Annotated in this window: 10 protein-coding genes and 1 other annotated feature; of the genes, 4 read left to right on the top strand and 6 right to left on the bottom strand. The window is 62.6% G+C overall.

The window, feature by feature from the left end; translation table 11 throughout:
• Window positions 1–31 precede the first annotated feature (31 nt).
• Both QM789_RS21295 and QM789_RS21290 read right to left on the bottom strand, forming a co-directional pair.
• Window positions 32–3,349, bottom strand: coding sequence for a DEAD/DEAH box helicase (locus QM789_RS21295; protein WP_420353822.1), 3,318 nt, complete (start codon window positions 3,347–3,349; stop codon window positions 32–34).
• Between the two features lie 73 nt (window positions 3,350–3,422).
• Complete coding sequence (locus QM789_RS21290) at window positions 3,423–4,877, bottom strand: SulP family inorganic anion transporter (RefSeq protein ID WP_420353821.1); 1,455 nt, start codon at window positions 4,875–4,877, stop codon at window positions 3,423–3,425.
• A 44-nt stretch (window positions 4,878–4,921) separates the two neighbouring features.
• Window positions 4,922–4,979, bottom strand: a sequence feature (sul1 is cis-regulatory element that is thought to sense ions involved in sulfur or methionine metabolism; They are found in Alphaproteobacteria).
• A gap of 558 nt (window positions 4,980–5,537) precedes the next feature.
• Here QM789_RS21290 and QM789_RS21285 point away from each other — a divergent pair.
• Window positions 5,538–6,311, top strand: coding sequence for a hypothetical protein (locus tag QM789_RS21285; RefSeq protein ID WP_420353820.1), 774 nt, complete (start codon window positions 5,538–5,540; stop codon window positions 6,309–6,311).
• Between the two features lie 137 nt (window positions 6,312–6,448).
• On the opposite strand, the gene QM789_RS21280 is transcribed toward QM789_RS21285, so the two are convergent.
• The 3 genes from QM789_RS21280 to QM789_RS21270 all read right to left on the bottom strand — a co-directional run bounded on the left by QM789_RS21280 (window position 6,449) and on the right by QM789_RS21270 (window position 9,716).
• A complete protein-coding gene (locus QM789_RS21280; RefSeq protein ID WP_420353819.1) occupies window positions 6,449–7,705 on the bottom strand; it encodes an MFS transporter in 1,257 nt (418 codons plus the stop codon).
• 85 nt (window positions 7,706–7,790) lie between these two features.
• Window positions 7,791–8,945 carry an acyl-CoA dehydrogenase family protein gene (locus QM789_RS21275; RefSeq protein WP_420353818.1) on the bottom strand — a complete coding sequence of 385 codons (1,155 nt, stop codon included), beginning with the start codon at window positions 8,943–8,945 and terminating at the stop codon, window positions 7,791–7,793.
• A 33-nt stretch (window positions 8,946–8,978) separates the two neighbouring features.
• Window positions 8,979–9,716 carry an IclR family transcriptional regulator gene (locus tag QM789_RS21270; protein ID WP_420353817.1) on the bottom strand — a complete coding sequence of 246 codons (738 nt, stop codon included), beginning with the start codon at window positions 9,714–9,716 and terminating at the stop codon, window positions 8,979–8,981.
• Window positions 9,717–10,199: 483 nt separating this feature from the next.
• Between QM789_RS21270 and QM789_RS21265 the strand changes: the two genes are divergently transcribed.
• From QM789_RS21265 to QM789_RS21255, 3 genes are all read left to right on the top strand, one after another.
• The gene (locus QM789_RS21265) at window positions 10,200–11,429 is read left to right on the top strand and encodes a CaiB/BaiF CoA transferase family protein (RefSeq protein ID WP_420353816.1); all 1,230 of its coding nucleotides are present in this window, start codon (window positions 10,200–10,202) and stop codon (window positions 11,427–11,429) included.
• 564 nt (window positions 11,430–11,993) lie between these two features.
• A complete protein-coding gene (locus QM789_RS21260) occupies window positions 11,994–12,365 on the top strand; it encodes a hypothetical protein (protein ID WP_420353815.1) in 372 nt (123 codons plus the stop codon).
• Window positions 12,366–12,450: 85 nt separating this feature from the next.
• Window positions 12,451–13,590 (top strand): YncE family protein, encoded by a 1,140-nt coding sequence (locus QM789_RS21255; RefSeq protein WP_420353814.1) that lies wholly within the window; start codon window positions 12,451–12,453, stop codon window positions 13,588–13,590.
• A gap of 16 nt (window positions 13,591–13,606) precedes the next feature.
• On the opposite strand, the gene QM789_RS21250 is transcribed toward QM789_RS21255, so the two are convergent.
• On the bottom strand, window positions 13,607–13,822 hold the full coding sequence (locus tag QM789_RS21250) for a hypothetical protein (RefSeq protein WP_420353813.1): 216 nt from the start codon (window positions 13,820–13,822) through the stop codon (window positions 13,607–13,609).
• Window positions 13,823–14,236: the final 414 nt, after the last annotated feature.

Genomic DNA, 14,236 nt, shown 5'->3' with positions numbered 1-14,236 from the left:
TTCCGCGCGGTGCAGGCCGGATCGGAAATCTCTAGTCCTGCGTTGTCCGCCCATTGGCACTCTGATCCGGAACGCGGGCACGTTGCAGCGCTTCCTGAGACGATATGACCGGCAAGGTCCGCGCCACCAGTTCAAACCCCGCCATCTCGGACCACAGGTCACGATCACCAACCGCATAAAACCGTTTCTTCGCCCGGGTCAGCGCAACATTCAGCAGATTGGGTTTCGAGGAAGCCCAGCGAGCAGCCGCAGCATGGTCTCCGTCCGCACCCAGAACCATGAAAACGGTCTGCTCCTCTTTGCCCTGAAAGGTGTGGACGGTGCCGACATGCCGGGTCACCCATGTATTGAGATCGCGCTTTTTCAGACCGGTCCAATCCGCCCGCATCAGTTGATCCTTCAACTGAGAGGCGATTTCCTTGAAGGGCGAAATGACATAGAGGTCGGGGAGCGTTCCTTGCCGTTGGCAGGCCGCATGCAAAAGTTCCACCATGAACCCCACCTGCGCCGGAACCGTCTGCTTTCCCACGACCCGGCCACCAAGATGGATCCATGCGCTCTCGCCCAGGAAAGGCGGGACATCTTCGGCGGGCAGCCGCTGTTCGGCGCCAAAAACCATCTTGCCCTGATAGGCAATTTCATTGGCGAGGCTGAACATCGGATCCGCACATCGGCGATGAACGCGCAACGGGCTGCCAATCCAAATGGTTTCGTCCGCATCCTTTGTAATTCGGGCGCCGAACCGATTGGTCTGATCGGCGAGAACCTGCACCGATACCCGGTCGGGAGAACGGGATCCATCAGAGGTGGCGGAGTTCAGCCGGGCGAGCGCATCAATCAATGCAGTTGGCAAGGTGAATACGGGCTCGATTTGCAGCGGATCACCGATCACGATAACCCGGCGCGCGCGCATGATGGCGCCGACCGCGGCCTGCGGCACGGATTGGCCGGCCTCGTCGATGAATAACCAGCCGATAGAGCCCGGCGCCATCCCGGAAAACTGCCGTGTGAAGGATGCGAAGGTTGTCGATACCAGCGGCACCACCATGAACAGGCTTTCCCAGACCGGCGCCGGGTCGCCTTCATATTCGCCGTTCAGGAATTTCGAGATCGCAACCAAATTGGTTCCGAAACCACCACCGGTCTGGCTGACTTCCGCAAGCCAGGCCTCATGCAACCGCAAGGCGGCACATGTCAGTTCCGAGCGTGATTTGGCAATCCGGTCATGGTGCCAAAGCCCTTCAATCTGCACGCTCTCCTGATCCAGATCAAACAAACCGGTTTCTGGTAAGGAAAATCCCTCTTGTTTCAGCGCCCTGAATTCCGATTTTTTTGTTTCAAAATCGGTTCTGGCGCGGGCCAGTTCATCTGTTGCTTTCTGAAGCACCAGATCCGCTTCCTGTTGGCGGGCACAATCCGTTTCGACATGCGCGGTGGCCCGGGCAATTTCCTTTTGTAATTCCTGTTGCAGGACGGCGTTTTTGGAAACCTTTTGATGATGCTTTCGCGCCTCCGGCAGCCCCAGAAGACGGCTCCACCACGGCGGACGCTGGCGATCAAGCAGGCGTTCGTCTTCGCGCAATTCATCTCGTTTCCGCTCAAGGGCCTGCACGGTTTCCCGAGCCCGATCCAGCGCATCGCGATTGCGTGAAGCCTGCGCCTCGGCTTCCTGCTGCTTGATCCGAAAGTCCGAAACGTAGCTGTCACAGGTCTGACCGGACAGGCTGAGGGCCAATGTGCAAAAGCGTTCGGCGAGTTCGATTTCCGCCGTAACCCGCGCTGACAGGGCGCGAAACTCTTTCGCTGCTTCACGGAATCCGGGGCCGGTGTAATTCTTGCGCCACTCCCAGATGCTTTGCGGTGTCACCGGATAGGAATTCTTGTTTGCAGCCGATCTATCCGGAGAGAAGAATAGCCGTTCCCGGAGTTGACGCCGGTTCGACTTCTTTCCCAAGGCCGAGGCGATCAGGCCCCATGGCGTGTCTTTTTGCGACAAGATCGCGAAGCCGCCATCGCGTTTTTGCGCTGCGATCTTATAAGCGACCGGTTTCAGATATCCGAAATCCGGCGGATCCTGAATTGAGGATGATTTCGGCAGATCGAGTGAAATATTTTCGACTGCCGCGTTGTTGGATGAGGCCACCACCATCCCGAAACCGCACAGTTCCGGCTTCAGGATGGAAAGCATACCGGTATTCTGTTTTGAGCCACCCCGGTCGGCGCATTTCCCGGTTTCAAATGCGTCTCTGGCGTTTGGAAGTTTGCTCAGGATCTCGGCGCGGGCAACCAGATTATCCGCGATTATATCGCGCAACAATGTAGTTTTTCCGGTGCCGAGTGGTCCGTTGACGGAAAAAATCCCGGAGGAATTGCGCAGCCCGATCGCCTTGTTGATGGCAAATTGCTGCATCAAGCTCATGGCATGGTGGGGAGGGCTCATCCATCTGCCCCGATTGGATAGTCGGGGCGCGACACCCTCCAGAATGGCACGTTGCCCCTCCGGTCCGTAAAGATCGACCGGTGCGCCGGTCATGGAAGCCGAAAGATAGGGAAGCAAGGCGCCGACATCTTCGCCCTTCGCAAGGCGAGCCATGGCCATTTCCAGATCGGTAATGTAGAAGCTGTTGAGGATACCGATTTCCGTCTCGGCTGTGGGTTCCTCATCTTCCTCCTCGTTCTGTGTGGGGGTGCGCTTTGCATCCGCAAGATTGATTTCGATACAGGCTATCGGCAATCCATGGCCCGGCAAATCATAGCCGGCCCAGATCTCCAATGCGCGGATCACGTCGCGCAGGGTCGCGGAACCGAGGGCAGGGCCCGTATCATCGGCTGCACGATCGGATATCTGCCGCAACTGGTCTTTCAGACGTGGCAGGCTGTCAAAGTAAGTCGAATCCCTGAGAATTTCCAGACCATATTGACGGCTTTGGCCGATGGCCCATGGCAGGGTCGAAATCTCAATATCGGCAAAATTGATCCGGAATGCGGCGCCGACATCAACGCCAAATCTGGCAAAACAACTGCGCCCCTCTGCCAGCCCGCGCTCGTCATCCTCGAATGTCGCCGGTGCCTCCGGCATGATTTCCCGGGCGAACTTCTTCAGGTCAGACATCGGGAAAACACCCGCAAACAGATGAGCGGAGGAAATCCGCATTCCATCCGGGGGGCGGAAGGACAGAAGCTCGGCGAGTTGTCCGTCCAGATTGTCGCCGTCGAGCCACAGAACCTTTTTCTTCTCCGAAGGTTCGGTGCGATTGCTCAGATCGAAGGGGGTGAAAAACTCAAGGCGGTGCCAAAATCTGAGGATTTCCAGAAGATCATCGGTCTTGTGGTTGGCAATACTGGTCACCGCGCTGCCCTGAGTGTCGATGCTGTGTCTTTGCGACTATGCCCAAATCCGACCGGCAACGCCACCCGCTCTGTTACGCGCGGCCCAGACGATCGACAATGGTTCGGGAAGCCTCGTTCATGCCCATGACCTCGACTTCGGCCCCGTCGCGGCGGAATTTCTGCACGGCGGTTTCCAACGCCTGTACGCTCGACAAATCCCAGATATGCGCGGCGGAAACGTCAATCACCACGCGCTCCAGCCGCTCGCGGAAGTCGAAGGCGCGGGTGAAATCCTCTGCCGAACCGAAGAAAAGCTGCCCCTCGACCCGGTAGGTCCGGCTGCGCCCGTCGGGCGCGAGGGTCGAAGTCACGCGGAAGAAATGCGCGATTTTGGCGGCAAAGAACAGGCCCGACAGCAGCACCCCCACCAGCACCCCGATGGCGAGGTTGTGGCTCCAGACCACCACCGCCACGACCGCCAGCATCACCGTCGAGGAGGACCGCGGATGTGTCCGCAGGTTCCTGATCGAGGCCCAGGAGAACGTGCCCACCGACACCATGATCATCACCGCGACCAGCGCCGCCATCGGGATGCGCGCCACCAGATCGCCCAGCCCCACGACGAGGATCAGCAAAAACACCCCCGCCACAAAGCACGACAACCGCCCCCGCCCGCCGGAGCGCACGTTGATCATCGACTGCCCGATCATCGCACAACCCGCCATCCCGCCGATGAAGCCGGTGGCCGCATTGGCCAGCCCCTGGCCGATACATTCCTGATTGCGGTCCGTCCGGGTGTCGGTCAGTTCATCCACGAGGTTCTGCGTCATCAGGCTTTCCAGCAGCCCGACCACGGCCACCGCCAGCGCATAGGGCAGGATGATCACCAGCGTGTCGAGCGTCAGGGGCACATCCGGCAGCAGAAAAACCGGCAGCGCATCGGGCAGCGCGCCCATATCGCCCACCGTGCGCACGTCCCAGCCAAAGCTCAGGCTCAGCGCCGTCAGCACGGCGATCGCGACCAGTGGCGAGGGAACGGCGCGCGTCAGCCTTGGCAGCAGGTAGATGATCGCCAGCGCCGCCGCCACCAGCACATAGGTCAGCGGCGGCACACGCGCCGGATCCAGCTCCGGCAGCTGCGCCATGAAAATCAGGATCGCCAGCGCGTTGACAAAGCCGGTCATCACGGATTTCGACACATAGCGCATGACGAACCCCAGCCGCAGCAGCCCCATGCCGATCTGGATCAGCCCGGTCAGAACCGTGGCCGCCAGCAGGTATTGCAGCCCGTGGTCGCGCACCAGCGTTCCCATCAATACCGCCGTCGCCGCCGTTGCCGCCGAAATCATGCCGGGCCGCCCGCCCGCGATGGCGGTGATGACGGCGATGGAGAAAGAGGCATAAAGCCCCACCTTCGGATCGACCCCCGCGATGATCGAAAAGGCGATCGCCTCGGGGATGAGGGCCAGCGCGACGACAAGGCCCGACAGCAGGTCGGCCCGGATATTGCCGAACCACTCCTGCCGATAGGAAGAAAGCGAATTCATGTGGAATCCATGCCCGAAACGCAATCATCGGAACGGGTCATCAGAATGGTCCGGCGGATCGGCGGCCGGAAGAGCCACCCGGGAGTCACACCCGAGTCCTGGCGGTTCGCGGCGTCATAATCGGAACCGCGACAACGGGCAAGTCGGTTTGGAGCCATGATAGCGGCGAGGGGGGAGGGTGGCAGGGAAAACATGAGGTTCAAGCGCGACACTGGAAAACCTTCGTCCCGATTGCACAAAGGTGCCTGAGGAAGGTGGCCGCCGACCGATCCGGAAACGCCATGGCAAGACGCATGTTTTCGAGAGCATTCGCCTGAACCGACCATGACCCTTGTACGGACATCGAAGCCCTCCGTGCATCACCTTCGACATGACCGGGATCATTCACCCCACGGGCGGCACCATCTGCTGCCTCGTAAATCTAGGCCATGAGGAAAACTTCCTGCGTCGCTCTGTCGAGAAACTGGCGGTGCGGCCTATGATGCGCGCCCACGGCCAGTTCGTTTCCGGGATCACGCAAAGGGTCAGTGCTCTCAATGCTTATGGCCCCAACCCTGATCCCCTTGCTTCTCGTACCCCTGATGGTCCGCGCGGACACTGGCCGGGCATCGAGGGAACATTGCCCGGTCGAGATCAGGCGCCCGGCTTCTGGCCAAAACCATGATGAATTATGACAGCCTTTTCCCGCGCGACCGCGCTTTGCTCGGCGGAGCGATAGTCTTCAACGGGATTGACGATATCGAAACAATCGGCCCCGCCGCGATAGGCTGGCTGGTGTGCTTCATCGAGTCTCATTCCAATCGCTATCCGCTCGTTACGAGCCAGTTTTATTACATAAGACGGATTACTAGATTCTTCGCTATCTCGCCATCGCCCAACGGTTTCTGCCATGCTGAGCGTAATCCGGTGCCGAATGATGGCGGCATCAACCGCATGGAGATGAATCCTGTATGGATACCCACGTTGAAGCAAGTGGTTCCTGAACGGCTTGAGCGTGTAATCGGATGCGGTCATGTATCCGGCCTCTCGTTGCGGCGATTGATATGGCCGCAGGCCGGTATGGAGATTCGCAGATCGAGTTCGGATCACATTCGCGGGCTCTGGGGTCCCTATTTCAGTCTGGTTTATTTTCCCCTACCTTTCGCAGACCCCTCATATTCCGGTCTCCCCGAGGGCGGTGGACATCATGCTGTCGCCACCGAATCCCGACAGGTCTTCTATTTGATCAGCGTCGCCCAGATACCGCGGATTATTTTGTTTGCCAATGCAATCGCGACCACCATACGCGTCAGCCGTCATTCTGCGGGTATGCAGTGCCTGGGGCACAGTTGCGGACCATTGCCATTGGGCATCAGCAGCCGGCGCATCTTCGATGCCGTCCCGGGTATCTGCTTTCCATCAGTCGATTGCATCGTCAGACGCACCCGCGCCTGAGCCGCGACCACACCATACTCCGCCAGATGCCCGCGCAAAGGGTTTATCATCGAACATCAATACAATAGCCGCACGCTCGACATCTGCGCGGGGATGGCAAATGTCAGGGCCCGTGCATGCGGGCCCTGACCAAGTTTTTATTGCTTTTCCGGGTCGAACTGCTTTTCGCGGATGAACAGCGCCGGGATGATGCCGCAGATGAAATAGGCACCGCCCATGACCAGGAAGCCGAGGCCGATGGAAGACTGGCTGGCGAAGAAGCCGATGATGATCGGCGCCACCGCCGCCCCCGCACGGCCGATATTATAGGCGCCGCCGACAGCAGTGCCGCGATACCGGGCCTCGAAGCTCTCCGACATATAGGTGGCGTTGACGCCGTAGGGGATGCCGTAGAGGAAGCCGAACACCACCAGCATCCACAGGATCGTATCCGGGCTGTGGTAAAGCACGATGACCGGCAGGAACACCGCCGTGCCGAGCGCGCCGAAGGCAAAGACCGCGCGCCGCCCGAGCCAGTCGGCGGCAATCCCGGCAAGGATCTTGCCCAGGATCATGGCGGTGTAGCTGCCCACCATATAGGCCGTCATCGACTTGAAGTTCATGCCCATTTCCGTTTCCAGATAGGACGGGAGCCAGTTGTTCACGCCGTAATAGCCGAATTGCAGGAAGCCCGCCGTCGCCGCCCAGAGGAGGAACATCGCCCGCGCCTGCGGATTGGCGAAGATCGCCTTGAAGGCCCCTTCGCTCTTGCCCGCGGCCTTGGCCTTCGGGGTTTCGCTCCCCCGCGCAGCCTGAGCCCAGATCCAGCTTTGCGGTTCCGGCACCGCGCGGCGCATCACCAGCGCCAGAACCACCGGGATGATCGCGACGTAGAACAGGTAGCGCCAGCCATAGGTCGGCAGCAGCCACCCCGCGAGCAGCGTCGCCACGATATAGCCGACCGACCAGCCCGCCTGAAGCGTGCCCAGAACCGTGGTGCGGTATTTCGTCGGCACATATTCCGCCATCAGCGTGTTGCACGCGACGTAAAGCGCCCCGAGCCCCAGCGAGGCGATGAACCGCGCCACGGCGAATTGCAGGTAGCTGTGCGTCAGCCCCAGAACCGCCGTGCCGACGGAAAAGACGACGATGGTCCAGGAAACCGTGCGCACCCGCCCGAACCGGTCGCAGGCCCAGCCGCCATAGATGCCGCCGATCGCCATACCGGCGAGCGTGATGCTGCCCAGGCTACCGGCCTCGACCGCGGTCAGGCCGAATTCGGCCTTGATGCTGGTCAGGCTGTAGGACAGCAGCATCAGGTCGGCCCCGTCGATCATCAGGCCGAGAAAGCAGAAGATGAAGGCCAGGATCCAGACCTTGCTATGTCCCGCCTCCGTGGCTTGTGTGTTCGTCATTGTCCTCTTCCCTCCATGTCATGGCTCCGCCATGGACGGGCACGCGCTGCGCCCGCCTCGAAAATCCCCCCGATCCGGGTGTGTCCTAGCCGCGTGCCGCGCGGATCATGTTGCGCGCGATCACCACCTGCTGGATCTGGGTCGTGCCCTCGTAGATCCGGAACAGCCGCACATCGCGGTAGAAGCGCTCGATGGCATAGTCGCTGACATAGCCCGCGCCGCCGTGGATCTGCACGCAGCGGTCGGCCACGCGGCCGCACATCTCGGTTGCGAACATCTTGGCGCAGGAGGCTTCGGTGCTGACGTTGAGGCCCTCGTCCCGCTTGCGCGCCGCATCGAGGACCATGCACTTCGCGGCGTAGATCTCGGCCTTGCTGTCGGCCAGCATCGCCTGGATCAACTGGAATTCCGCGATCGGCTGGCCGAACTGCTTGCGCTCCATCGCATAGGCCAGCGCATCGGAGAGCATCCGTTCCGCCGCGCCCACGCTCAGCGCCGCGATATGGATCCGGCCCTTGTCGAGCACCTTCATCGCGGTCTTGAAGCCGACACCCTCGACCCCGCCGATCAACTGACTGGCCGGGATGCGCACATTGTCGAAGATCACATCGCTGGTCAGCGCGCCCTTCTGGCCCATCTTGTGGTCGGGCTTGCCGAAGGACAGCCCCGGCGTGCCGCGTTCGACGATGAAGGCGCTGATCCCGCCCGCGCCCTTGATCTCATGCGAAGTGCGCGCCATCACGGTGAAGATGCTGGCCAGCGGCGCGTTGGTGATGAACCGCTTCGTGCCGTTCAGAACGTAATGGTCGCCGTCCCGCACCGCCGTGGTCTTGAGCGAGGCGGCATCCGACCCCGCATCCGGTTCGGTCAGGCAAAAGGAACTGAGCAGTTCGCCGCTCGCCAGCCGGGGCAGATAGGCGTTCTTCTGCGCCTCGGTGCCATCGACCAGAATCCCGATGGAACCAATGCCGTTGTTGGTACCGATATAAGAGCGGAACGCCGGGGAGGTATGGCCCAGTTCAAACGCGACGTTGACCTCCTCCTCCATCGTCAGGCCAAGCCCGCCGTATTCCTCCGGGATGGTCAGGCCGAAGAAGCCCAGCTCCTTCATCTGTTCCACGACATCGGCGGGGATCGCGTTGGTCTCGGCGACCTCCTCTTCGCGCGGGATCAGGGTTTCGGTCACGAACTGGTGGACGGTCTCCACCAGCAGCCGGGCGGTCTCAGGGTCGCGGATCATGCTTTCTCCTAACGGCATGTCGGGGCCCCGCCGCTAGGGGACGGCGGAACCGATGTTCCGGACCATGGCGATCAGCCGGGGCCCGATGTCCTCCTCCAGCTTTTCCTGCGGAAGCTGGAAACTGGGCCCGCCGCAGTTAAAGGCGACGACCCCGTATTGTTCATGGACCAGCGGCACCGCCACGGAATTGACGTCCTTGTGCCAGTCGCCGATCGACAGGCAGTAGCCGTAGTCCTGATAATCGCGCAGCGCCCGTTCCAGCCCGCGCCGAACGCTGGGCCAGCCCTCCGGATCGCGGCGGCGGATGTGATCCATGAGGAACACCCGCTCGCTCTCCGGCATGGCGGCGAGACAGGCCCGCCCGACCGAGCTTTGCGCCAGCGGCAGGTAGCTTCCCACCTGACGCCGCATGGTCTTGTTGCCGCCGCCCTGCACCACATCGACATAGACCATTTGCAGGTTGTCGCGGGCGGCCAGGGCCACCGCGGCCTTGGCATATTGGGCAAGCTCCATCATCAGCGGCCCCGCAACCGTGCGGATCATCATGTTCGACAGCATGGCATAGCCAAATCCCAGAACCCCGACATCGAGCCTGTAGCGCCCCGACCCGGTATCCAGCTTCAGATAGCCAAGCTGCGTCAAGGTGTGGGTCAGGCGTGAAACCGTCGGTTTCGGCAGGCCCGTCTTGCGCGCGATGTCATGGTTTCCAAGGATGTGCTCCTTGGGCGTGAAACAGCGCAGGATATCCAGCCCGCGGGCCAGCGCTGTCACGAACTGGCGATCCTTCCCCTCTTTCGCCGCGCGCAAGGGAGCTTGCGCGGACTCACCCACGTTGCCGACCTCCGCCTTGCGGTTCTCCCTGTCGGTAGCGTCCAAGTCTGTCTTGCTGCGGGGCATTTTTAGCGCACCTTTTCTCTTTGTCAATATAGCGGAATTGAGTTTCGCATAGCGAATATCCTAAGGACATGGAAGCCTGAATCCGTTCCGCAGATTCGGTATTTTTCATGGGGAGAAGCGATTTCCCGCCCTTTGCAATCAAAATGTTATCGCAAACCTGACACGGCGTTTCGCAACCGGCTTTGCATTATGGGGATTTGATATTATGATGCGTTGACGAACGGTTGGTCCGCCACGCGGAATTTCCGAAGCGGAAAGATGTCGGATCCCGAGGGCGGCTTCATCGGCGCCGTCTTGGCCGGGATCTGATTCCGCCGGCTTGGACCTGACCGAAGCGGAATAGTCGAAGGAGGAGAGATGGGAGCTTTAACCGGATATCGCGTGCTCGACATGAGCCGCGTCCTGGCCGGGCCGTGGTGTGGCCAGATCCTTGCCGATCTGGGCGCCGAGGTGATCAAGATCGAACGCCCGCGCAGCGGCGACGACACCCGCGACTGGGGCCCGCCATGGATGAAGGACGACGCGGGCAATCCGACCCGCGAGGCGTCCTATTACCAGTCCGCCAACCGCGGCAAATTCTCCGTCGCGCTCAACATCGCCACGCCCGAGGGGCAGGAGATGCTGCGCAAGATGGTGGCCGAATGCGATGTGCTGCTGGAGAACTACAAGGCCGGGTCGCTGGAGAAATACGGGCTGGATTACGCCACCCTGTCGGCGATCAATCCGGGGCTGGTCTATTGCTCGATCACCGGCTTCGGGCAGACCGGCCCGCGCGCGGCGGAACCCGGCTATGACTTCATCATCCAGGGCATCGGCGGGTTGATGAGCATCACCGGCGAGCGCGACGACCTGCCCGGCGGCGGCCCGCAGAAGGTAGGGGTCGCCGTGGCCGACCTGATGACCGGCCTTTATTCGACGATCGCGATCGAGGCGGCGCTGCTGAGCCGGGAGAAGACCGGCAAGGGCCAGCACATCGACATGGCGCTTCTGGATGTGCAGGTCGCCGCGCTGTGCAACCAGAGCCAGAACTACCTGACCTCCGGCAAGCCGCCGGGGCGCTATGGCAATGCCCATGCCAATATCGTGCCCTATCAGGTGTTCCGCGCCGCCGACCGCGACTTTATCATCGCCTGCGGCAACGACTCGCAGTTCCGCTCGCTGTGCAAGGCGATCGGCCTGCCGCATCTGCCGGAGGATCCGCGCTTCGCGCGCAACTCCGACCGGGTGGTGCATCGCGCGGTTCTGGTCGCGCTGCTGTCCGAACATTTCCTGACCGGAACGGCGGATGACTGGGTGGGCCGGATCCATCCCTGCGGCGTTCCCGTGGGTGCGATCAACGACATCGCTCGGGCGCTGGACGAGCCGCAGGTCAAGGCGCGCAATATGCTGGTCAATATCCCGCATCCGCTGAAGCGCGATTTCGTCACCGTCGGCAGCCCGATGAAGCTGTCGGAAACGCCGGTGGCGTATCCGCGCGCGGCGCCGATGCTCGGCGAGCATACCGACATGTGGCTGAAGCAACTGGCCGGGGCGAGCGACGAGACGCTGGACGAGTTGAAGGCGAAGGGAGTGGTCGAGCAGCGCTGACGAAACCCGGCTTGACGCTCCCCCGATGGGCCGGTGCCGGTTGCCGGCTTTCCCGCTGTTCGGACGGATCGCAGCCGAGACGGCGGGGACAGGGGCATGCTGCCGGTGGCCGAGGAATACGAACCCTTCGGCCACCGTCTCGCCATCGGACAGGAACCGAACCCGGAATCCCGGGGGCATCGGCTTGCGCCCTGCCCCGGGGTCCGCAAATAATTGGCGCCAAGGGTAAACGGTTGCAGTGCCGTGATGAAGCTGCGGCATGAACCGGGCGCGAGGATCGCCGACGCGGATATGGGAACTGATCGGGGATAGCTACCGGCGGATCGTTCTGCGTACCGTGGGGTAAGATGGCGCCGCCGGATCCGCTGGACAGGAAGCCACGCCTGCTCGACGAGGCCATGGACCTGAAGATCCGACGCCAGAACGCGCCGGACAATCCCGTCACGCGTCAGGCGCTCCACGACCAGAACCTGACGACGAAGGCGCCCGGCATCGTCACAACGCGCGAGGCGACCAGCGCCCCATGCGCGCGGCTTCAAGATCAACAATTGCCAGATCGACGGCATGGGCCCGACCTATGTGTCCTCCTTCCGGCCGGATTTCGACATGGCGATCCATGCCCGGGGCGCGGAGGAGCTGTTTTCCGGCAGCGTCAACCTCGTCCGCAAGCGGCCCACGGAGCGGCTGCAATCCGCCGTCGCCCTGTTTTGGGGAAGCTGGAACAACCGCCCGATCGACGCCGATACAAGCGGCGCACTGCGCGGTCGGCTGGCAGGCACGCGATTTCTTCCATTCCCCCGGCGACGGGACGAAACATGTCCTCAACGGCATTCTGGAATACGACATCGCGCCTGCGGCCACCGGCGAGCCGCGCAACATCGTATTGACACTTCACGGGCGGTTCTGATCCGGTTCCGCCTGCGCGCGAATCCCTGACCGGGTTCGCGCCCGATGATCCCGCAAGCGGTTTTGCCAGCGTTTGACCGAGATGCCGCGATGCGGCTGTTTTCAGGAGAGACCGATGTATGTTCCGACCCGAATGGGCTGTTGCGTGGCGCTGGCCGTTGCAATGGCGCTGGCGCTTCCTGCGGTGGCGCAGCCGCCCGAGTTCCTGAGTACGGCGCAGGTTGCGCCCGCGCTGATCCGCACGGACAGCATTTCCGGCGCCTATGAAGTGGTGCATTGGGGCGAGGCGGGGCTGATCTTCGTCGCCTCGGTGCCGTCCTTCGACAAGGGCAGCGCAGGGTTCATCCAGGTGCTGGACGCGGCCACCCTCGCCCCGATCCGGCAGATCCAGCTGCCCCGGCGGCCCTTCGCGCTGGCACTGGACCGCGGCACCGGGCGGCTGTACGCGGGCAATACGCTGGACGGCTCGCTGACGGTGATCGACGCGCGGGGCGGGCAGGTCATCGACACGATCCAGCTTGGCCAGCCGGAGGACGAGGGCGTCGAACATACCCGGATGATCGCGCTGGACGAGGCGCGGGGCCTCGCCTTCGTCACCAGCCCGGGGCGGCAGGGCGTGGTCTGGATCGTGGACACCCGCGCGGGCCGGTTGCTGCACCGGATCGAGGGCGGGCTCTGGACCGCCGGGGCCGCCTATGATCCGGCGGGGCGGTTCTATGCCAGCGGCGGCGGAACCGAGGAGATTTCGGTGATCGACGCCAGCGGCCAGCGGATCGGCGCGCTCTCGACCGGCGACACCACCGGCACGGGCGAGGACGACTCCCGGCATTTCTTCGTCAACCTGGCGATCGACACAGTGGGTCAGCGCCTGTTCGCCGCCGATGCCGAGACCGGCACGCTCCATGTCTTCGACATCGCCAGCGGCAGGAGCGTGGCGCAGGTGCCGACCGGCCCCGGGACGCTCGACGTGGCCTATAATCCGGCGCGGGGCGAGATCTACGTCAGTTGGCGCGGCGTGACACGCGACGAAAAGGCGGGAACCGGCGGGCTGACGGTGATCGACGCGGGGGATTACAGCGTGAAGCAGCGGCTGTCGTTGCCCGCCCACCCCAACAGTCTGGAGGTCAGCGCCGATGGCCGGACGCTGTTCGTGACGGTGAAGGCCCCGCATGACAAGGACCACCCGGATTACCGCGCGGGTGGGCTGGATTCGGTGCTGCGGCTGGATCTCGCTCGGCTCGCCGCCGCGAATTGAAGGCTGCCCCCGCGCCTCAAAGGTCAGAGCCGCGGGGGATAGCCGGACAGCGCAGGCACGATTGAGGGCCGTCAGAACCGCGCGGGGGCAGCACGATCTCCTGCGCCCCGCCCCGCTCGCCACATCGCAAGGCAACCGCGCGGGTCAGTTCGAGGCTGCGATCCTCGCCATGGACCACGGTGTCGCAGAACCCCGTTGTGGCGTCATATTTCCTGTCGAGGATGTTGTTCACGCTCAGCGTCAGATCCGCCCGTTCCGACAGCGCACAGGCGGCGTTCAGGATCCCTGATGCACGTTCGGCCGTGCCACATCCGAGGCGAAATCCATGCTGTCGGTGCCGGTCTGCCAGCGCATCGCGCCGCCGGGCGTCAGCCTGTCGCCGAGGCTGTAATCCGTCGCGCGTTTCAGCTGATCGGCGGCGAACTTATTGCCGTCCTTGTCCTTCGAAGTGCGGAACGTATAGCCTGCGGAGACGTCAGGTCGGATCCGGATCCTGCCGGTTCACCTCCTGCTCCAGACCCGGTTTGAATGTTGAACCTGTGCGCGTCGTCCTTGGGCGATCCGGGTGGCGTCCTTCAGGGGGCCGGTTTGTGCCACCGCCACGAACCCGCGCTCGGCCTGTCGATGGGAGCATCGGTGCGATCAC

Source organism: Paenirhodobacter sp., from assembly GCF_047600745.1.
Lineage (GTDB): Bacteria > Pseudomonadota > Alphaproteobacteria > Rhodobacterales > Rhodobacteraceae > Rhodobacter.
The sequence above is the reverse complement of the archived record's forward strand: the minus strand, read 5'-3'. Positions and strand labels throughout refer to the sequence as shown.